13 protein-coding genes and 1 pseudogene are annotated in these 21,862 nt (G+C 46.3%); 7 read left to right on the forward strand and 7 right to left on the reverse strand.

The window, feature by feature from the left end; all coding sequences use genetic code 11:
- Positions 1-203: 203 nt before the first annotated feature.
- On the forward strand, positions 204-1,397 hold the full coding sequence (gene zinU, locus CDO84_RS00940; RefSeq protein WP_040084212.1) for a zinc metallochaperone ZinU: 1,194 nt from the start codon (positions 204-206) through the stop codon (positions 1,395-1,397).
- A 48-nt stretch (positions 1,398-1,445) separates the two neighbouring features.
- On the opposite strand, the gene CDO84_RS00945 is transcribed toward zinU, so the two are convergent.
- Both CDO84_RS00945 and CDO84_RS00950 read right to left on the reverse strand, forming a co-directional pair.
- Positions 1,446-2,126 (reverse strand): amino acid ABC transporter permease, encoded by a 681-nt coding sequence (locus CDO84_RS00945; protein WP_040084211.1) that lies wholly within the window; start codon positions 2,124-2,126, stop codon positions 1,446-1,448.
- A gap of 9 nt (positions 2,127-2,135) precedes the next feature.
- The gene (locus tag CDO84_RS00950) at positions 2,136-2,999 is read right to left on the reverse strand and encodes a transporter substrate-binding domain-containing protein (RefSeq protein WP_040084210.1); all 864 of its coding nucleotides are present in this window, start codon (positions 2,997-2,999) and stop codon (positions 2,136-2,138) included.
- A gap of 161 nt (positions 3,000-3,160) precedes the next feature.
- Between CDO84_RS00950 and CDO84_RS21310 the strand changes: the two are divergent.
- The 4 genes and pseudogenes from CDO84_RS21310 (at position 3,161) to bglC (ending at position 5,829) form a co-directional block, all read left to right on the forward strand.
- Positions 3,161-3,356: pseudogene (locus tag CDO84_RS21310) on the forward strand (hypothetical protein).
- Between the two features lie 17 nt (positions 3,357-3,373).
- Positions 3,374-3,829 (forward strand): RDD family protein, encoded by a 456-nt coding sequence (locus tag CDO84_RS00955; RefSeq protein ID WP_040084209.1) that lies wholly within the window; start codon positions 3,374-3,376, stop codon positions 3,827-3,829.
- Positions 3,830-3,909: 80 nt separating this feature from the next.
- Positions 3,910-4,242 (forward strand): YckD family protein, encoded by a 333-nt coding sequence (locus CDO84_RS00960; RefSeq protein WP_040084394.1) that lies wholly within the window; start codon positions 3,910-3,912, stop codon positions 4,240-4,242.
- Positions 4,243-4,395: 153 nt separating this feature from the next.
- Positions 4,396-5,829: a 6-phospho-beta-glucosidase gene (gene bglC, locus CDO84_RS00965; protein WP_040084208.1), complete on the forward strand. Its 1,434-nt coding sequence runs from the start codon at positions 4,396-4,398 to the stop codon at positions 5,827-5,829.
- 36 nt (positions 5,830-5,865) lie between these two features.
- Here bglC and nin read toward each other — a convergent pair whose 3' ends face one another.
- From nin to hxlA, 5 genes are all read right to left on the reverse strand, one after another.
- Positions 5,866-6,264, reverse strand: coding sequence for a DNA-entry nuclease inhibitor (gene nin, locus CDO84_RS00970; RefSeq protein ID WP_014662735.1), 399 nt, complete (start codon positions 6,262-6,264; stop codon positions 5,866-5,868).
- A 26-nt stretch (positions 6,265-6,290) separates the two neighbouring features.
- Entirely contained in the window at positions 6,291-6,740 is a 450-nt protein-coding gene (gene nucA / locus CDO84_RS00975) for a DNA-entry nuclease (RefSeq protein WP_040084206.1), read from the reverse strand.
- 167 nt (positions 6,741-6,907) lie between these two features.
- On the reverse strand, positions 6,908-8,629 hold the full coding sequence (tlpC, locus tag CDO84_RS00980; RefSeq protein ID WP_040084205.1) for a methyl-accepting chemotaxis protein TlpC: 1,722 nt from the start codon (positions 8,627-8,629) through the stop codon (positions 6,908-6,910).
- Positions 8,630-8,739: 110 nt separating this feature from the next.
- A complete protein-coding gene (gene hxlB / locus CDO84_RS00985; protein ID WP_040084203.1) occupies positions 8,740-9,297 on the reverse strand; it encodes a 6-phospho-3-hexuloisomerase in 558 nt (185 codons plus the stop codon).
- Between the two features lie 5 nt (positions 9,298-9,302).
- Complete coding sequence (hxlA, locus tag CDO84_RS00990; RefSeq protein ID WP_040084201.1) at positions 9,303-9,935, reverse strand: 3-hexulose-6-phosphate synthase; 633 nt, start codon at positions 9,933-9,935, stop codon at positions 9,303-9,305.
- Positions 9,936-10,167: 232 nt separating this feature from the next.
- Between hxlA and hxlR the strand changes: the two genes are divergently transcribed.
- The gene (gene hxlR / locus CDO84_RS00995) at positions 10,168-10,530 is read left to right on the forward strand and encodes a transcriptional activator HxlR (protein ID WP_014662740.1); all 363 of its coding nucleotides are present in this window, start codon (positions 10,168-10,170) and stop codon (positions 10,528-10,530) included.
- A gap of 563 nt (positions 10,531-11,093) precedes the next feature.
- Positions 11,094-21,857, forward strand: coding sequence for a surfactin non-ribosomal peptide synthetase SrfAA (gene srfAA / locus CDO84_RS01000; protein ID WP_040084199.1), 10,764 nt, complete (start codon positions 11,094-11,096; stop codon positions 21,855-21,857).
- Positions 21,858-21,862 lie beyond the last annotated feature (5 nt).

Raw genomic sequence — 21,862 nt, forward strand, 5'->3', positions numbered from 1 at the left:
CACAGAGCCGTTTAGCAGCGCAAATCAAGCAATTGTTCTATGCAAACTGCGGCTTTTACAGTGGTGAAAAGGATGATATGTGATGGGAGCCTTTGCTGAATGAGAAATCGGGCCGATAGCGAAATACTTCTTACACCACTGCGCATACAGCGAAGCATATAATTTAAATCGTAATCGTTCTATTTTAAGAGGAGGATATCATGATGAAAAAAATTCCGGTTACCGTACTGAGCGGTTATCTCGGTGCGGGAAAAACAACATTGTTGAACAGCATTCTGCAGAATCGCGAAGGCTTAAAAATAGCGGTAATTGTAAACGATATGAGCGAGGTGAACATTGACGCGGGCTTGGTTAAGCAGGAAGGGGGCCTTTCCAGAACAGATGAAAAGCTTGTGGAAATGTCAAACGGCTGCATTTGCTGCACGCTTCGCGAAGACTTATTAATAGAGGTTGAGAAGCTGGCAAAGGACGGACGGTTTGATTATATCGTCATCGAATCAACAGGAATCAGCGAACCGATCCCGGTGGCCCAGACTTTCTCTTATATCGATGAAGAGATGGGAATCGACCTGACAAAATTCTGTCAGCTGGATACGATGGTGACAGTGGTGGATGCCAACCGTTTTTGGCATGATTATCAGTCAGGCGAAAGCCTTCTGGACCGCAAAGAGGCATTGGGGGAAGAGGATGAAAGAGAAATCGCCGACCTCTTGATCGATCAAATTGAGTTTTGTGATGTACTGATCTTAAATAAATGTGATTTGGTCAGCGAGCAAGAGCTCGAACAGCTTGAAAACGTTCTACGCAAACTGCAGCCTAGGGCCAAATTCATCCGTTCTGTCAAAGGAAATGTAAAACCGCAGGAGATTTTACATACAGGGCTATTTAACTTCGAGGAAGCGAGCGGATCGGCCGGCTGGATTCAAGAGCTGACGGCAGGCCATGCGGAACATACCCCGGAAACAGAAGAATACGGTATCTCTTCATTTGTGTATAAGAGACGTTTGCCGTTTCATTCTACACGATTTTACCGTTGGCTGGATCAAATGCCAAAGAACGTGGTACGTGCCAAAGGAATCGTCTGGTGCGCATCTCATAACAACCTTGCTTTACTGATGTCGCAAGCAGGTCCGTCGGTTACGATTGAGCCTGTATCATATTGGGTGGCGGCGCTGCCGAAGCTTGAGCAGGAGCAAGTCAAACAGCAAGAGCCGGAAATGTTGGCGGAGTGGGACCCTGAATTTGGCGACCGCCTAACGCAGTTAGTGTTTATTGGAACTGATCTGGATGAAGAAGCGATCACGAAAGAGCTTGATCAATGCCTGCTGACTGAGTATGAATTTGATTCCGACTGGTCGCTGTTTGAAGACCCATTTAAATGGAAACTGAATCAATAGAAAAAAAGCCGTCCCCTGGGGGAGCGGCTTTTTTAATGAAACGTTTGTTTAAACATAATGAGCGTATTTTTTCTCAAGGATATTCTGAAAGGTTGCGGCAATTGAGCAGATGGCCCAATAAATGAGAGCGGTCAGAATATACATGGTCATGTAATCAAATTCTCTGCCTCCGATGATTTTCGCATGCTGGAGCAATTCCGGCACTGTAATCATTGCAGCGAGAGATGACGCTTTGATTAAGTCGAGCAATACATTGGCAAGCGGAGGCAGCGCAATACGTATCGATTGCGGCAAAATGATGCCCCTCATCGTCTGCCAATAGGAAAGGCCCAGCGAGGATGCCGCTTCCCATTGTCCTTTATCAACGGATGAAATGGCTGAACGGTTAATTTCGGCAATGTAGGCGGCACTGTTAAGGCTAAAGCCGATTAAAGCAGCCGTGACAGCAGAAAATTCAATGCCGATGTATGGGAACCCAAAATAAAGGATAAACAAAATCACCAAAATCGGAACGCCCCGCATAAATGAGATATAGAGCTTCGCCGGCCATCTTAACAAAGCAAGCGTAGACATTCTGGCGAGTGATATGAACAGGCCGATCACAGTTCCCGCAAACATGCTTACAAAAGAGATGAGCAGTGTATACCCAATGCCTTTTATGACATAAGGAAACGATTCAATGGCCAGCTTCGTGTTGAAAATATATTCCCACTGAATGCTATTGATCATGGCGTCCGATTACAAATCAACGTCCTGAACGTCGACATTCAGTTTCTTTGATACATCTGCTTTATTGAAGAATTGCTTCGACAGCTTAGTCAAAGTGCCATCCTTGCTCATTTCCTTCAATGTTTCGTTCATCTTTTTCTGAAGTGCCGCATTGCTTTTTTTCATGACAAGCGCCTGTTTGTTCGGCATGTACTTGATGTCAGGATGGATCGTAATGTTGAGATCCGGGAATGCTGCGAGCGCGAGTGTCTGCAGGTAATAGTCGTTTAAAATGACATCAGTGCGTCCGTTGGCGACATCTTTTAAATATTGCTCATTCGTCGCATTATCATAAATCACTTCTTTGGCGCCGTATTTTCTCGCGACATCCATGTAGACGGTGGTAGCAGCGCCAGCCGCTTTCTTCCCTTTCAAATCCTTAAGCGTTTTAATCCCTGATAAATCGTCTTTACGGACGATTGCCGTGCCGTATGAATATTTATATGGAGTAGAAAATGCGAACTTCTTCTCGCGGTCCTTCGTCACATCGATGTCATTCGCGGCTGCGTCAACCTGTCCGCTGTTCACCGCTGTCAGCATCCCGTCAATACCCATCTCCTTGAACTCAACCTTCAGCCCCAATCGTTTTGCAGCTTCGCGAACGACTTCAACCTCGTAGCCCGTCAGCTTATCGGAGCCAGAGTCGGTATCGTGATAAGAAGTAGGATAGAGCGTACCTGATGTAGCGACTACGATTTTCCCTTTATCCTTAATCTGCTCCCAGCCTGTATCCTTGGAATCGGCTTCATTTTTGCCGGAACAGGCTGCCAATATAAGAAAGAAAGCCATTGTGAAACTGAATATAACGGCTTTGGATTGCTTGAATGATTTCACCTATAGTTCCCCCAATCTGTTAATCAACTAAAAAGATAGCATTGAACATAAGGGGTTGCAATATGTTGATGACGTTTTCAAAAAGTTCGAATTGTGTATACAAAAGGCATGGGTGGGTGTTTAAAAGCGGCTATGAAGGGAAGAGGTGATGAAAAAAGGAGTTGTTCAAGGATGAATGCCAGACGTATCAAGGAAACGCATGTTAAAGGAAGGATGCAGCAGATCCGTCATTCATCTATGCCAATACCGTAAGAAATGGTCAAGAGGCATGAAAGCGATCTTCAGAATAAATTAAGTCTTGCTGATGCCCCTAAGACATATGACATATTCGATAAGAAAAAAGATGGAAACATTTAAACCATAATGGGGGGCAAATGAATATTTACAAACCAGCCGGATTTTGGATCAGACTGGGAGCTGCATTGTTAGATTACATTATAGTCTCGGTACCTCTTTTGTTGATCTATTGGCTGATTACAGGAAAAGACCCGAACGACAGCCTGTTCATCAGCTTGGTTGTTCTGCTGTACTCTATGCTGCTGCCGGTGTTTTGGCGCGGCTACCTTATCGGAAAAAGAATCTGCGGAATCAGAATCGTAAAAAAAGACGGATCACAAGTCAGCCTGTTAACAATGTTTTTACGAGTTATTGTTGGAGGCCTTGTTTACGGTATAACCTTCGGACTTGGCTTGATCGCTAGCCTGATTCTGATTGCCGTACGAGAAGACAAACGAACCCTGCATGATTTAATCGCGGGAACGTATGTCACGTACGCGTCACCCGGTGAAGAAGAACTTTATACTGACGAAGAGATTAGAAAGAGCGAATAATGTTCGCTCTTTTTATTTTTATGCATAAAAAATACAATGCAGCAAAACATATGAAAAATAGGATTGGAGGAATAAACTGGATGAAACGAATAACCATCAACGTGATCACAATGTTCATTGCCGCGGCTGTCATTTCTCTGACCGGTATAGCTGAAGCCGCTGAAAAACAGCAGCAGCCTCCCGCAAATGTCACACTGACAGATCAGCAAAAGAAAGAGATTGAAAAAATGGAAGCAGAGATTCTAAAAAAACGCAAAGACGTGATCTCAAAGTATGTACAATACGGCGTACTGCCTAAAGAAAGAGGAGAATATATTAAAAATCACATGGACAAACACTTTGAAATGATGAAACAAAACGGTTTTGTTCCAAAGCCCCATCCCCATCCGCATAAATTTGAAAAAAGACATTAAGACGGTAAGCATCCAATGGGAATTGGGTGCTTTTGTGTTATTTACAAGTAGGCAATATTAGCTGAACTGTTCCGCGACTAAGATCGAGTTGATCTGAAACGCGTTTCATAGCCTATGATAGATTTATCAAATCATTCAGGAGTGATAAACACTATGATTCACCAGCATCCAGAAGCTTTTCCGAAACATTTTTTGTGGGGCTCTGCTTCTGCAGCGTACCAGATTGAAGGCGCTTGGAATGAAGATGGCAAAGGCCCCTCTGTTTGGGATATGTTTACGAAAATACCGGGCAAAACGTTTAAAGGAACCAATGGAGATATTGCGGTTGACCATTATCACCGATATAAAGAAGATGTCGCCCTGATGGCTGAGATGGGATTAAAAGCGTATCGATTTTCCGTCAGCTGGCCGCGGATTTTTCCAAAAGGAAGAGGGGAGATCAATGAAGCAGGTCTAGCGTTTTACGACAACCTGATTGATGAATTGCTTTCTCATCACATCGAGCCGGTTTTGACTTTATATCACTGGGATTTGCCTCAAGCGCTTATGGACGAGTACGGCGGTTTTGAGTCAAGAAAAATCATAGAGGATTTTAATCATTACTGTATTACTCTTTATAAACGTTTTGGAGATAGAGTGAAATATTGGGTTACGTTAAACGAACAGAACTACAATTTTAATCACGGCTTTATTACAGCCATGCATCCGCCTGGAGTGAAAGACAGAAAACGATTTTATGAAGCAAACCATATTGCATTTCTGGCTAATGCAAAAGCCATTGAATCCTTTAGAGATTATGTGCCTGAAGGCAAAATCGGTCCAAGCTTTGCTTATTCTCCGGCTTATCCTTTATCAAGCCATCCAGAGGATATCCTGGCATTTGAAAACGCAGAAGAATTTATGAACAATTGGTGGCTTGACATGTATTGCTGGGGAACCTACCCGCAAATCCCTTTCCGTTACTTGGAAAAACAGGGATGGGCGCCGACTATCGAAGCGGGAGATATGGAGCTCCTTGCCAAAGGGAAGCCTGATTTTGTAGGTGTCAATTATTATCAGACGATCACCTACGAACGAAATCCGCTTGATGGTGTATCGGAAGGGAAAATGAATACGACAGGTCAAAAGGGAACCAATCAAGAGACGGGGATACCGGGAGTGTTCAAAACGAAAAAAAATCCTCACCTGACAACGAGCAACTGGGATTGGACAATTGACCCAACTGGGCTGCGTATCGGCCTTCGCCGAATTACAAGCCGCTATCAGCTTCCAGTGTTTATAACAGAGAACGGTTTAGGTGAATTTGATAAAGTTGAGGACGGCACTGTACAGGATGATTATCGAATTGATTATTTGCGTTCGCATCTTGAGCAATGCAGACAAGCCATCAGTGACGGTGTCGATTTAATCGGCTATTGCAGCTGGTCGTTTACTGATCTGTTAAGCTGGCTGAACGGCTACCAAAAAAGATACGGATTTGTATATGTCAATCGTGATGAAGAAAGCACATACGATTTAAAACGCTTGAAGAAAAAAAGCTTTTATTGGTATCAAGATGTCATCAAGACGAACGGAGAAAGTTTATAAAGAGTCCCTGAGAGTTATTCTCTCAGGGGTTTTTCATTACACAGAAACAGCATCAATAATATAAGTGTCAGCGTGCAAATCTGACATTTCAGCCGGCACAGTCCAGCATGTCAATTGATAGTCTCCTTTGGGGAGATCAAAGGACAGTCTTTTAGACATGATGCTTTCAATTTGAATTCCGTTTTCTGTGAGATGAAAAGGAACAGTCACTTTTTTCTCGTAGGAGTTTACTGTTTCTGAACTGTTCAGGCGCAAAAGAATAAAGGCCTTTGTATTTCGCTGCGCCTCAAAGGAAATGGCCCCGTCTGCCGCAGTATAACCTTTTTCAATCGCTTCGTCAGTCCAATCCATTACAGGAGGTGCAGAATCCTTTTGAAATACAGTAAATTGATGATATGAAATCGAAAGTTCTTGCGGCTTCCATGATTTGATCAATGTGCTGTTCCTCCTCTATGTATTGTTTACTGAATTGTGAATAAAACCTTTGTGCCGTCTGGATAATCGGTAAGCTGATGCCCGACCCAAGAGCCTGCTCCGCGATTGTCAGCGGGAGAAATGTATTCTACAGAAGCTCCCTCACCGCCTTCTTTGCACATGGCCATTGGCCATTCATCTCTGTCATACCCCGTTTTGGAAGGTACGTCCTTTAATGATTGCTCGCGGCGTTCCTCAGCTCCGTCTCTGTCGATGGTGCACACATCTGAGTGCCCCTCATTTATCGCATCCTTAATATGTTTGGCCGTTTCGGGATAACGGTCAGAAGGGAGGGCGATTGTTTCATCATATTCTTTCGTTTGAGACGTTTTTTGATCAGCTGAGAAAAAGTCTCCTTTTATCAGGCCGACAGCTGCAGCTGCTATGATGACGATGACGAGAAGTATCGTTTTTATGATGTCCGTCGTGATGTTCACCTCCCGCTTTTAAAACTGACACAAGAGTAATCCAGAAAGCATGTGGTGTAAAGGTTTAAATTTTAGATTTTCTGCTCAGTTTATTGCAGAAATCGTAATTTTAGCAGGTCGAAATATTAGCTTTCAGCAAAATACGATTGCCAATTTACAATAATGATAGTAAGTCATCAGCCGTTTTCAGCTTGATTAATCATTTTAAATTGGCTTATGATACCGGTAAGCTCCTCAGCTAATTGAGACAGCGTTTCAGAAGCTGCGGTAATCTCCTCCATTGCAGCAAATTGCTCCTCTGTTAATGCAGCCGCTTGCCGGGTATTTTGAGTAGATTCTTTAATGTCGGCCGTATTGGCTGCAAAGGAATCATTTATTTGATGTGCACTGGCTGAAATGTTTGTTACAGATGCTGATAAATCACTAATCTCGGCGCTGATTTCACCTGTTGCAGCTGCAATTTCCTTAAATGCATCTCTGGTGCGCTGGATCATGGTGACTCCTTCTGCAGCTTCTGTTTTCACATGCTCAACAGATCTTGCAGACCGGTTCATATCCTTTTGTATTTCTATGATCAGTTTTGAAATCTGCCCCGCAGACTGTTGAGACTCTTCTGCTAATTTCCGTACTTCATCAGCAACAACAGCAAAACCTTTTCCTTGTTCACCGGCTCTGGCAGCTTCAATCGCTGCATTCAGCGCAAGCAGGTTTGTCTGATCGGCAATTTGGGTGATGACCGATAAAATTTGCTCAATTTGTTTAGAGCGGCCGTCTAACTGGTGTATGATTTCTCCGCTTTTATGAATTGACTGGTGAATCGCATCCATTTGCGCCTGTACATTTGCAATTTCCTTTTGTCCAATGTCTGCTTTTGATTGAGCGAGCTGCCCTTTGTCAGCGATAGCGGCAGTATTTGCAGAAATATCCCGGATGTCTGCTGAAGCTTGTTTTAATGAGCTTTCACTGTTTTCAATTCGGGTGATCTGATCTTCGGCTCCATTTGCAATCTGCTGTACAGCTTCTGTAATCTTTTCTGAAGCTTGATTCGTTTCTTCTGCTCCGGCTGAGAGCTGCTGAGAGGCTGATGCAAGCTGAAGGGCTGATTGTTGTACAGTTTGGATGGTATCGTTCAGCTTCATTCTCATCTTATTATAATAGGCGCTTAGTTCTGAGAGCTCGTCACCGGTTTTATCTGACACCTCTATTGTCATGTCTCCGTTTCCGGCACTTTCAAAGGCGCTTTTTAAAGCGTTCAGCCGCTTGTTGATTTTTTTTGTGAAAACCAGGACAAGGATGACTGATACCATAATGACGATAACAAGAACGATAGCGAATTGAGTGAAAAGCGAATGTGTAAGTGATGCTAATATGCTTTGATTTGCTCCGGTATAAAGCATGCCGATGATGTTCCCGTTTTGATCTTTTAACGGCATGTATGCCGTCTGATAAGAAGAGCCTGCAACATCTGCTTGTCCGTAGAACCGTTTTCCGTTCTTTAATACAGTGTCAGTAACTTCAGAAGAAGCCTGGGTGCCGACAGCTCTTTCGCCATTCTTCATGACATTGGTTGCAACACGGGTATCGCCTTGGAAAATGGTAATGGTATCACCCGTTTTTTCGCCAAGCAGATCAACGATATCTTCATTTCCATTGATTTGTGTTTGCCCTTTATAGAGCTTATTGTTTTTCACCTGCCAGTCCCCTGAAATGACATCATCAATATAAGCATTGCTTAAAGCGAGATCCCCTTTCGCTTTTTCAGTTGCCATTTGTTTCATGTTTTCTGTAATTTCCTTAAGCATCACCGTGCCGACTGATGCGGAAAATAAAAGAATCACCACAAAAACCAGGAAAAGAATTTTAGTTCCTAGCTTTAACTTAAGTCGTTTTATCAACATAATTCCTCCTTTTGTGATTCGTAAGTCATATTACTTATCGGATTTTGGGGCTTAAAGTTTTATTTTAGAAAAAATAAAACCGGCCTGATCTTCAGGCCGGTTGTGTGAGGCTATTCAAGGTTTGCGTGGTGGGTGAACATGGTTTCAGAATCGAGCTTCTTTTTCTCCATGAGTTTTAAAATTACTGCGTCGTAGAATAGCAGCAATGTTTGTTCAAATAATGATCCCATTGGCTGGATGGTTTTATAGCTTCCGTTTGACTGGTCTTTAGGAGAACCAGGCATTCTAATGATCAGGTCTGCTTGTTTTCCGATACTTGATTGCGGATTGATGGTTAAAGCTGCAACATTTCCGTGTAAGCTTTTCGCTTTTGCTGCGGTATGAATCAAGCTCTTTGTCTCGCCTGAGCCTGAGCCGATAATAACTAGATCTCCTTCGGCGAGCGGCGGAGTGAGAATTTCACCGACTATATGGGCGTTGAAGCCCATGTGCATCAATCTCATCGCGAAGGATTTTGCCATCAGGCCAGACCGCCCCGCACCCGCAGTAAAAATTTGATTAGACGAAAGAATGTGATCGGCAAGCTGGTCAGCTTCTTCATCAGAAATATAAGCTGCTGAACGGTGTAACTCATTGAGAATTTCCGTTACGTATTCAGTCGTTTTCATCTGATTTATCCTTGGGCAATCAGCTGTTTCATTTTTGAAGCTGTTTCGGCTTTGTCTGCCGCGCTTGTAATTCCGCCCCCTACAATGACAAGATCAGGCTTTTGTTTGATTACTTCTGGCAGTGTATCAAGTTTGATGCCGCCCGCGATTGCGGTTTTTGCGTTTTTTACGGTATTTTTGATTGTCGTTAATTCTTCGAAAGAGTTTTTGCCCTCTGCTTGAAGATCATAACCAGTGTGGACGCAGATGTAGTCAACACCGAGTGCGTCGATTTCTTTCGCGCGGGATTCGATGTCTTTCACGTTAATCATGTCCACTAGGATTTTCTTCTTTTGTTTTTTGGCTTCTTCTACTGCGCCTTTAATCGTTGCATCGTCTGTAGCCCCTAAAACGGTGATGATGTCAGCGCCCGCTTCCGACGCTTTCATGATTTCGTAGCCCCCGGCATCCATGATTTTCAGGTCTGCGAGAACTTTCAATTGCGGAAATGTGTCTTTTATCTCTTTAACGGCTTTTAGGCCTTCATTAATGACGACCGGTGTTCCGATTTCAACCACGTCGATATATTGTTCCACTTCTTTGACAAGCTCAATGGCTTCGGGGATGTTGACGAGGTCTAATGCAAGCTGTAATTCCATTGTTGATCCACTCCCTTTTTCGAATTATTTTTCATTCTATAGGTTCCTTCTTTTGATGAGAAGTAGGCACTTTGAAGTCAACAAGTTACTTGGAGGATACTGTGTGGAGCGGCAATCAGATTTCTTTCTCTTAGTATTATGAGTGAGTATAATGAAAAAAGAGTCTGCAAAAAAGTAAGTAAGTGACGATACGTATCTAACATATAAAAAGGTTACTGAGGGGGGATTTCTTTTGAGCCGGATGGACGGAAAAAGGTTTAATTGTGAGAAGGAATTAACGCTTGCAGTGATTGGCGGTAAGTGGAAAATGCTCATTTTGTGGCATTTAGGAAAAGAAGGCACAAAACGGTTCAATGAATTAAAAACATTGATTCCTGATATTACGCAGAAGATCCTCGCGAATCAGCTGAGAGAGCTTGAGCAGGATATGATTGTTCACAGGGAAGTGTATCCGGTTGTCCCGCCGAGGGTTGAATATTCCCTGACCTCCCAAGGAGAGAGCCTCATGCCTATTCTTGATGCCATGTATGAGTGGGGGAAAGGCTATATGGAATTGTTTGATATCGACAAAAATGTCATGAAAGAATCGTTGTAAGGCGCTCTTCGCAAGGGTGTCTTTTTTTTGCCTGTTTTTCGGTTTTTGCGCGGTAAACATATATCATGTAAAGACTGTAAATCGCAGTCAACAATAAATAAGATTGAACGCAGCAATTTGTTTTAAAAATTTTTATTTTTCTGTAAATAATGTTTAGTGGAAATAATTGCGGCATCCCGCAAAAATATCCCTGTAAATAAACTGGAATCTTTCGGCATCCCGCATGAAACTTTTCACCCATTTTTCGGTGATAAAAACATTTTTTTCATTTAAAGTGAACGGTAGCAAGATAAAAAATATTGAAAACAATGAATAAATAGCCAAAATTGTTTCCTATTAGGGTGGGGGGTCTTGCGGTCTTTATTCGCTTGTGTTAAACCCCGCAATGCTGACTGACGGCAGCCTGTTTTAATAGCGGTAGATTGGAAGCACTGCTTTTTAAGTGTAGTACTTTGGGCTATTTCGGTTGTTAGTTCATAAGAATTAAAAGCTGGTATGGATAAAAAAGAGAAAATGCGCTGCACATGTTCACTGCTTATGAAGACTAGGGGAGGTATGACAATATGGAAATAACTTTTTATCCTTTAACGGATGCACAAAAACGAATTTGGTATACAGAAAAATTTTATCCTCACACGAGTATTTCAAACCTTGCGGGGATTGGTAAGCTGGTTTCAGCCGATGCGATTGATTATGTGCTTGTTGGGCAGGCGATTCAAGAGTTTATTCGCAGAAATGAGTCCATGCGCCTTCGGCTGCGGCTCGATGAAAACGGTGAGCCAGTTCAATATATTAGCGAGTATCGGCCTGTTGATATAAAACATACTGACACTACTGGAGATCCGAATGCGATAGAGTCTATTTCACAATGGAGCCGGGAGGAAACGAAAAAACCTTTGCCGCTGTACGATTGTGATTTGTTCCGTTTTTCCTTGTTCACCATAAAGGAAAATGAAGTGTGGTTTTACGCAAATGTTCATCACGTAATTTCTGATGGCATCTCCATGAATATTCTCGGGAATGCGATCATGCACATTTATTTAGAATTAGCTAGCGGCTCAGAGACAAAAGAAGGAATCTCGCATTCATTTATCGATCATGTTTTATCTGAACAGGACTATGCTCAATCGAAGCGGTTTGAAAAGGACAAGGCGTTTTGGAACAAGCAATTTGAATCGGTGCCTGAACTTGTTTCCCTGAAACGGAATGCTTCCGCAGGAGGGAGTTTGGATGCTAAGAGGTACTCTAAAGATGTGCCTGAAGCGCTTCATCAACAGATTCTATCGTTTTGTGAGGCAAACAAAGTCAGTGTTCTTTCGGTGTTTCAATCGTTGCTTGCCGCCTATTTGTACAGGGTCAGCGGCCAGAATGATGTTGTGACGGGAACCTTTATGGGCAACCGGACGAATGCGAAAGAGAAGCAAATGCTAGGCATGTTTGTTTCTACGGTTCCGCTTCGGACAAACATTGACGGCGGGCAAGCGTTTTTAGAATTTGTCAAAGATCGGATGAAGGATCTCATGAAGACACTTCGCCACCAAAAGTATCCGTATAATCTCCTGATCAATGATTTGCGTGAAACAAAGAGCTCTCTGACCAGGCTGTTTACAGTTTCTCTTGAATATCAAGTGATGCAGTGGCAGAAAGAAGAGGATCTTGCCTTTTTGACAGAGCCGATTTTCAGCGGCAGCGGATTAAATGATGTCTCGATTCATGTAAAGGATCGATGGGATACTGGGAAACTCACCATAGATTTTGATTACCGCACTGATTTATTTTCACGTGGAGAAATCAACATGATTTGTGAGCGCATGATGACCATGCTGGAGAACGCGTTAACGCATCCAGAACATACAATTGATGAATTAACACTGATTTCTGAAGGGGAGAAAGAGAAGCTGCTTGCGATGGCCGGCGGTAAATCTGTGAACTACCGTAAGGACATGACGATCCCAGAGCTGTTCCAAGAAAAGGCTGAGCTGCTTTCAGATCACCCAGCAGTTGTATTTGAAGATCGCACATTGTCCTATCGAGCGTTACATGAGCAATCTGCACGTATTGCCAATGTGCTGAAACAAAAAGGGGTTGGCCCGGACAGTCCTGTCGCCGTACTGATTGAACGCTCTGAACGGATGATTACATCTATCATGGGGATTTTAAATGCCGGCGGAGCCTATGTGCCGATTGATCCCGGTTTTCCTGCTGAGCGGATTCAATATATTTTGGAGGATTGCGGGGCGGACTTCATCCTGACTGAATCGCAGATTGAAGCTCCTGCGTCCGATGCTGAATTGATTGATTTTGATCAGGCGCTTGCGGAAGGCGCAGACGACATGCCGGAGGCTGATGTAAACGCGCGGAATCTTGCTTACATTATTTACACATCGGGAACAACCGGACGTCCGAAGGGCGTTATGATCGAGCATCGCCAGGTTCATCACTTGGTTGAATCTCTGCAGCAGACGATTTATCAAAGCGGCTGCCAAACCCTGCGGATGGCATTGCTTGCGCCTTTCCACTTTGATGCGTCAGTGAAGCAGATTTTCGCGTCGCTTCTTTTGGGACAAACCCTATATATCGTACCGAAGAAAACAGTGACGAACGGGGCCGCCCTTGCTGCGTATTATCGGAGAAATAGCATTGAGGCGACGGATGGTACACCTGCCCATCTGCAAATGCTGATAGCGGCGGGCGATCTTGTCGGACTTAAGCTGAGGCATATGCTGATTGGCGGAGAAGGCCTATCCTCTGTCGTTGCGGATAAGCTGATGAAGCTGTTTGAAGAAACAGGCTCGGCGCCGCGTTTGACCAATGTGTACGGGCCGACTGAAACGTGTGTTGACGCCTCTGTTCATCCGGTTATCTCGGAGAGTCCCGTTCAATCAGCGTATGTGCCGATCGGGAAAGCGCTGGGTAATAACCGCTTATATATTTTGGATCAAAAAGGCCGGCTGCAGCCTGAAGGCGTGGCGGGCGAGCTTTATATCGCGGGAGACGGTGTAGGCCGAGGCTATTTGCATTTGCCTGAATTGACGGATGAGAAGTTTTTGCAAGATCCGTTCATGCCGGGCGAGCGCATGTACCGAACCGGGGATGTGGTGCGCTGGCTTCCGGATGGAACAATTGAATATTTAGGCAGAGAGGATGACCAGGTCAAAGTCCGCGGATACCGGATTGAGCTTGGGGAAATTGAAGCTGTGATTCAGCAGGCGCCCGACGTTGCAAAAGCCGTTGTTTTGGCACGTCCTGACGAACAGGGAAATCTTGAGGTTTGCGCATATGTTGTGCAGAAGCCTGGAAGCGAATTTGCGCCAGCCGGCTTGAGGGAGCAGGCGGCCAGACAGCTTCCTGACTATATGGTGCCGGCTTACTTTACAGACGTGACAGAAATTCCGCTTACGCCAAGCGGCAAAGTCGATCGCCGCAAGCTGTTTGCGCTAGAGGTGAAGGCTGTCAGCGGCAGGGCCTATACAGCGCCGCGAAATGAGACTGAAAAAGCAATCGCAGCCATTTGGCAGGATGTGCTGAACGTTGAGAAGGCGGGGATCTTTGACAATTTCTTTGAAACGGGCGGACATTCATTGAAGGCCATGACCCTTTTAACGAAGATTCATAAGGAAACAGGCGTCGAGATTCCGCTTCAATATTTGTTTGAGCATCCGACGATTGCGGCTCTTGCACAGGAAGCCGATCACAGAGAAAGCCGGGCATTTTCGGTGATTGAACCTGCTGAAAAACAGGAGCATTATCCGCTTTCTCTGGCACAGCAGCGAACATATATCGTCAGCCAGTTCGAGGATGCGGGAGTCGGCTACAACATGCCGGCGGCAGCAATTCTGGAAGGGCCTTTAGATATTCAGAAACTGGAGCGCGCATTTCAGGGGTTAATTCGACGCCACGAGTCTTTGAGAACGTCATTTGTTCTTGAAAACAGCACGCCGAGACAGAACATTCACGACAGCGTTGAATTCAACATTGAGATGATTGAAAGAGGCGGCCGCTCAGATGAGGCAATTATGGCATCATTCGTTCGGAAATTTGATTTGGCGAAAGCTCCGCTGTTCAGAATCGGTTTGCTGAAGCTTGAAGAGAACCGTCATATGCTGCTGTTTGACATGCACCACTTGATTTCTGACGGTGTATCCATTGGCATTATATTGGAGGAATTAGCACGCATTTATAAAGGCGAACAGCTTCCTGAGCTTCGTCTCCAGTATAAGGACTACGCCGTATGGCAAAGCAGGCAGGCTGCTGAAGGGTACAAGAAGGACCGATCTTATTGGAAGGAAGTCTTTGCAGGCGAGCTCCCGGTGCTTCAGCTTCTGTCCGATTACCCGAGACCGCCTGTTCAAAGCTTTGAAGGGGATCGGGTGTCAATCAAGCTGGATGCGGGGGTAAAGGATCGCCTCAATCGTTTGGCTGAACAAAACGGCGCCACTTTGTATATGGTGATGCTTTCCGCTTACTATACGCTTTTGTCAAAGTATACGGGACAGGATGACATTATTGTCGGGACGCCGTCAGCCGGCAGAAACCACTCCGATACAGAGGGCATTGTCGGGATGTTCGTCAATACGCTTGCGATTCGCAGTGAGGTCAAGCAGGATGAGACGTTTACTCAATTGATCTCGCGTGTCCGCAAACGGGTGCTGGATGCCTTTTCTCATCAGGACTATCCGTTTGAGTGGCTTGTTGAAGAGTTGAACATCCCGCGTGATGTAAGCAGGCATCCGCTGTTTGACACGATGTTCAGCCTTCAAAACGCGACAGAGGGCATTCCGGCTGTCGGCGATCTGTCCTTGTCTGTTCATGAGACCAATTTCAAGATAGCCAAATTTGATTTGACAGTGCAGGCGAGAGAAACCGATGAAGGCATTGAGCTTGATTTGGATTACAGCACGAAGCTCTTTAAACAAAGCACGGCAAACAGGCTGCTTACGCATTTTGCGCGTTTGCTTGAAGATGCTGCGGCTGATCCGGAGAAGCCGATTTCTGAGTATAAGCTTCTTTCTGAAGAGGAGGCTGCTTCGCAAATTCAACAGTTTAACCCTGGCAGAACACCTTATCCGAAAGACAAAACAATTGTTCAGCTGTTTGAGGAGCAAGCGGCGAATACGCCAGACCATCCGGCGCTTCAATATGAAGGTGAAACACTCACTTATCGTGAGCTGAATGAACGGGCCAATCGTTTAGCCCGCGGCATTCTTTCTCTTGGAGCTGGCGAAGGCAGAACTGCGGCTGTCTTATGTGAGCGGTCCATGGAGATGATTGTGTCGATCTTGGCAGTATTAAAATCAGGTTCGGCTTATGTTCCGATCGATCCCGAACACCCGATTCAGCGAATCCAGCATTTCTTCCGTGACAGCGGCGCAAAGGTGCTTCTCACACAGAGAAAATTAAAGGCTTTAGCAGAAGATGCGGAATTTAGCGGCGTTATCGTGCTCGCAGATGAGGAAGAAAGCTATCATGCCGAAGCGCGAAATCTCGCACTGCCTCTTGATTCTGCGGCAATGGCCAACCTGACGTATACTTCCGGAACGACAGGAACGCCAAAGGGGAATATCGTGACACATGCCAATATTCTCCGTACGGTGAAGAAAACGAATTATCTCAGCATTACAGAACAGGATACGATTCTCGGACTTTCTAATTACGTGTTTGACGCGTTTATGTTCGATATGTTCGGCTCTTTGTTAAACGGAGCCAAGCTGGTGCTGATACCGAAGGAAACCGTCTTGGATATGGCTCGCCTGTCTCGCGTCATTGAACGGGAGAACATCAGCATTCTCATGATTACAACCGCTTTGTTCCACTTGCTTGTGGACTTGAATCCAGCGTGCTTGTCAACGCTGCGCAAGATTATGTTTGGCGGGGAACGGGCTTCCGTTGAGCATGTCAGAAAAGCTTTGCAAACGGTTGGAAAGGGCAAGCTCCTTCACATGTATGGGCCGTCCGAAAGCACGGTTTTCGCGACATATCATCCGGTTGATGAGTTAGAGGAGCACACGCTGTCTGTTCCGATTGGAAAACCGGTCAGCAATACGGAAGTATATATTCTTGACCGTACGGGACACGTGCAGCCTGCCGGGATTGCCGGAGAGCTTTGCGTCAGCGGCGAAGGACTCGTGCAAGGCTATTACAACCGTCCAGAACTGACTGAGGAGAAATTTGTTCCCCATCCGTTTGAATCCGGCGAACGCATGTATAAAACGGGAGACCTTGCGAGATGGCTGCCGAATGGCGACATCGAATTTATCGGGCGAATCGACCATCAGTTGAAGATTCGCGGACAGCGCATCGAGCTTGGAGAAATCGAACATCAGCTGCAAACCCATGATCGTGTTCAGGAGAGTGTTGTGCTTGCTGTTGAACAAGGAGCAGGAGATCAACTGCTTTGCGCTTACTATGTCGGAGAGGGAGACATCTCATCACAGGAGCTGAGAGAGCATGCTGCGAAGGACTTGCCGGCATATATGGTTCCTGCGGTGTTTATCCAAATGGACGAGCTGCCGCTGACTGGGAACGGAAAAATTGATCGGAGAGCGCTGCCGATTCCTGATGCCAACGTTTCAAGAGGTGTTTCATATGTTGCGCCACGCAATGAAACGGAACAAAAAGTCGCAGACATTTGGGCGCAGGTGCTTCAGGCTGAACGAATCGGCGTCTATGACCACTTCTTTGACATTGGCGGACACTCATTAGCAGGCATGAAGATGCTTGCCTTGGTTCATCAGGAACTGGGCGTTGAGCTGTCACTCAAAAATCTCTTCCAGTCACCGACGGTTGAGGGCTTGGCACAAGTGATTGCTTCTGCTGAAAAAGGGACAGCCGCAAGCATCAGCCCGGCAGAGAAACAAGATACGTATCCTGTTTCTTCACCGCAAAAACGGATGTACGTGCTCCAGCAGCTTGAAGGAGCGCAAACGAGCTATAACATGCCGGCGGTTCTACGCCTGACAGGTGAGCTTGATGTTGAAAGGCTTAACAGCGTCATGCAGCAGTTAATGCAGCGTCATGAAGCCTTGAGAACCACGTTTGAAATAAAAGATGGAGAAACGGTGCAGCGGATCTGGAAAGAGGCTGAGTGTGAGATGGCCTATTTCGAAGCCCCGGAAGAAGAGACAGAGCGGATCGTTTCTGAGTTTATTAAGCCTTTCAAAATCGACCAACTTCCACTGTTCAGAATAGGGCTGATCAAGCATTCAGATACTGAGCATGTGCTGCTGTTCGATATGCATCACATTATTTCTGACGGTGCGTCTGTCGGTGTGCTGATTGAGGAGCTTTCAAAGCTGTATGACGGAGAAGACCTTGAGCCGCTCCGTATTCAATATAAGGATTATGCCGTGTGGCAGCAGCAGTTCATTCAGTCTGAGCTTTACAAGAAGCAAGAGGAACATTGGCTGAAGGAGCTGGATGGAGAGCTGCCGGTATTGACGCTTCCGACTGATTACAGCCGGCCTGCCGTTCAAACATTTGAGGGAGACCGCATTGCATTTTCATTAGAAGCAGGCAAAGCCGATGCTCTGCGCAGGCTTGCGAAAGAAACGGATTCCACGCTTTACATGGTGCTTCTGGCTTCATACAGTGCGTTTTTATCAAAATTGAGCGGACAAGACGATATCATCGTCGGTTCACCTGTGGCCGGACGATCTCAAGCGGACGTCAGCCGTGTCATCGGAATGTTCGTCAATACATTGGCGCTGCGCACGTATCCGAAGGGTGAAAAGACCTTTGCTGACTATCTTAATGAAGTGAAAGAAACGGCACTCAGCGCTTTTGATGCGCAGGATTACCCGCTTGAGGACTTGATCGGAAATGTTCAGGTTCAGCGTGACACAAGCAGAAATCCGTTATTCGATGCAGTTTTTTCAATGCAAAATGCGAATATAAAGGATTTAACAATGAAAGGGATTCAGCTTGAGCCGCATCCGTTTGAACGGAAAACAGCCAAGTTTGATCTCACACTGACAGCTGACGAAACCGACGGAGGGCTTACATTCGTACTCGAATACAATACAGCTCTGTTTAAGCAGGAAACGATTGAACGATGGAAGCAATACTGGATGCAGCTTTTAGATGCTGTTACCGGCAACCCGAACCAGCCGCTTTCCAGCCTGTCACTCGTCACTGAAACAGAAAAACAAGCGCTTCTCGAGGCGTGGAAAGGCAAATCGCTGCCTGTGCCGACAGACAAAACGGTTCATCAGCTATTTGAAGAAACGGCTCAGCGCCACAAAGACTGTCCGGCTGTCACATACAACGACCAGTCTTGGACGTACGGCGAGCTGAATGCGAAGGCAAACCGTCTCGCGCGAATTCTGATCGACTGCGGCATCAGCCCGGATGACCGCGTCGGCGTCCTCACGAAGCCGTCGCTTGAAATGTCCGCCGCGGTGCTTGGCGTCTTAAAGGCGGGAGCGGCATTTGTGCCGATTGATCCTGACTACCCGGATCAGCGGATTGAGTATATTTTACAGGACAGCGGCGCGAAGCTTCTCTTGAAGCAAGAGGGCATTTCAGTGCCGGACAGCTATACGGGAGAGGTCATTCTTCTCGACGGAAGCCGCACGATTCTAAGCCTGCCGCTTGATGAAAATGACGAGGAGAATCCAGAGACCGCTGTAACCGCTGAGAACTTGGCGTACATGATTTACACATCTGGAACGACCGGACAGCCGAAGGGTGTCATGGTCGAGCACCATGCGCTTGTGAACCTGTGCTTCTGGCACCACGACGCGTTCAGTATGACAGCGGAGGACCGCAGTGCGAAGTACGCGGGCTTTGGGTTTGACGCCTCCATTTGGGAGATGTTCCCGACCTGGACGATTGGCGCTGAGCTTCACGTCATAGATGAAGCGATCCGCCTCGATATTGTCCGCCTAAACGATTATTTTGAAACGAACGGCGTAACGATTACGTTCCTGCCGACACAGCTGGCGGAACAGTTCATGGAGCTTGAGAACACATCACTCCGTGTCCTCTTGACTGGAGGAGACAAGCTGAAGCGTGCCGTGAAAAAGCCGTACAAGCTCGTCAACAACTACGGGCCGACAGAAAACACGGTCGTTGCCACAAGCACGGAAATCCATCCGGAGGAAGGCTCGCTTTCCATCGGACAGGCGATCGCCAATACGAGAGTGTACATTCTTGGCGAGGGCAATCAGGTGCAGCCGGAAGGCGTAGCCGGAGAGCTTTGCGTGGCGGGACGCGGATTGGCGCGAGGCTATCTGAATCGAGAAGACGAAACCGCGAAGCGGTTTGTCGCTGATCCGTTTATGCTGGGTGAACGCATGTACCGCACTGGTGATTTGGTGAAGTGGGTGAACGGCGGCATCGAATACATCGGCCGGATCGACCAGCAGGTCAAGGTCCGCGGCTACCGGATCGAGCTTTCAGAAATTGAAGTCCAGCTCGCGCAGCTTTCTGACGTACAGGATGCGGCAGTGACAGCCGTGAAGGATAAAGGCGGCAATACAGCGATCGCGGCGTATGTCACACCGGAATCAGCTGATATAGAAGCACTAAAGTCTTCGCTTAAAGAAACCCTGCCGGATTACATGATCCCGGCGTTCTGGGTGACGCTGAGCGAGCTTCCGGTTACGGCAAACGGCAAAGTCGACCGCAAAGCCTTGCCTGAGCCGGACATCGAAGCGGGAAGCGGAGAATACAAAGCGCCGACGACCGACATGGAAGAGCTGCTTGCCGGCATCTGGCAGGACGTGCTTGGAATGGCTGAAGTCGGTGTCACCGACAATTTCTTCTCGCTTGGCGGAGATTCTATCAAAGGAATTCAGATGGCGAGCCGCTTGAACCAGCACGGCTGGAAGCTGGAAATGAAAGATCTCTTCCAGCACCCGACGATCGAGGAGCTGACCCAATACGTAGAGCGTGCCGAAGGCAAACAGGCAGACCAAGGCCCGGTGGAGGGCGAGGTCATCCTGACGCCGATCCAGCGCTGGTTCTTTGAAAAGAACTTCACGAATCAGCACCACTGGAACCAATCGGTGATGCTTCACGCCAAGAAGGGCTTTGATCCTGAACGTGTGGAGAAAACATTGCAGGCGCTGATCGAGCATCATGACGCGCTCCGCATGGTTTACCGTGAGGGACAGGAAGATGTCGTTCAATACAACAGAGGACTTGAAGCCTCTTCCGCTCAATTGGAGGTCATCCAGATTGAGGGCCAAGCGAAAGATCACGAAGACCGTATAGAGAGAGAAGCGGAGCGTTTGCAAAGCAGCATCGACTTGCAGGAAGGCGGATTGTTAAAAGCGGGATTGTTCCAAGCGGAAGACGGAGACCACTTGCTGCTTGCCATTCACCACTTAGTGGTTGACGGTGTGTCGTGGCGGATTTTACTGGAGGATTTCGCAGCGGTATATACACAGCTTGAGCAAGGTAATGAACCGGTTCTCCCGCAGAAAACACATTCATTTGCAGAGTATGCAGAGAGATTGCAAGACTTCGCGAACTCCAAAGCCTTTTTGAAAGAAAAAGAGTATTGGAGCCAGCTTGAAGAACAAGCAGTCGCTGCAAAGCTTCCGAAGGATCGCGAATCTGGTGATCAGCGAATGAAACATACAAAGACAATTGAATTCTCGCTGACTGCTGAAGAGACAGAACAGCTCACCACAAAGGTGCATGAGGCATATCACACAGAAATGAATGATATTTTGCTGACGGCATTCGGATTGGCGATGAGGGAGTGGACAGGCCAAGATCAAGTAAGTGTTCATTTAGAGGGGCATGGACGTGAAGAAATGATAGAAGACCTGACCATTTCCCGCACAGTCGGCTGGTTTACAAGTATGTTCCCAATGGTGCTCGATATGAAGCATGCGGATGATCTGGGCTACCAGCTGAAGCAAATGAAAGAAGATATCAGACATGTGCCGAATAAGGGAGTCGGATACGGCATTCTGCGCTATCTGACGGCACCGGAGCATAAAGAAGATGTGGCATTCTCAATTCAGCCGGATGTCAGCTTCAACTATTTAGGTCAGTTTGACGAAATGTCGGATGCAGGTTTGTTCACGAGATCAGAGCTGCCGTCAGGACAGTCATTAAGCCCTGAAACAGAAAAACCGAATGCGCTGGATGTTGTCGGATATATCGAAAACGGAAAACTGACGATGTCACTGGCCTATCATTCTCTTGAATTTCATGAAAAAACGATAAAGTCATTCAGCGATAGTTTTAAAGCGCATCTACTCAGAATCATTGAACATTGCCTATCTCAAGATGGTACGGAACTGACCCCGAGTGACCTTGGTGACGACGATTTGACGCTGGATGAGCTTGATAAATTAATGGAAATTTTCTAATAGAG

Origin of the sequence: Bacillus sp. MD-5, assembly GCF_002201875.1 — a bacterium.
In the GTDB taxonomy this organism is placed as follows: domain Bacteria; phylum Bacillota; class Bacilli; order Bacillales; family Bacillaceae; genus Bacillus; species Bacillus stercoris.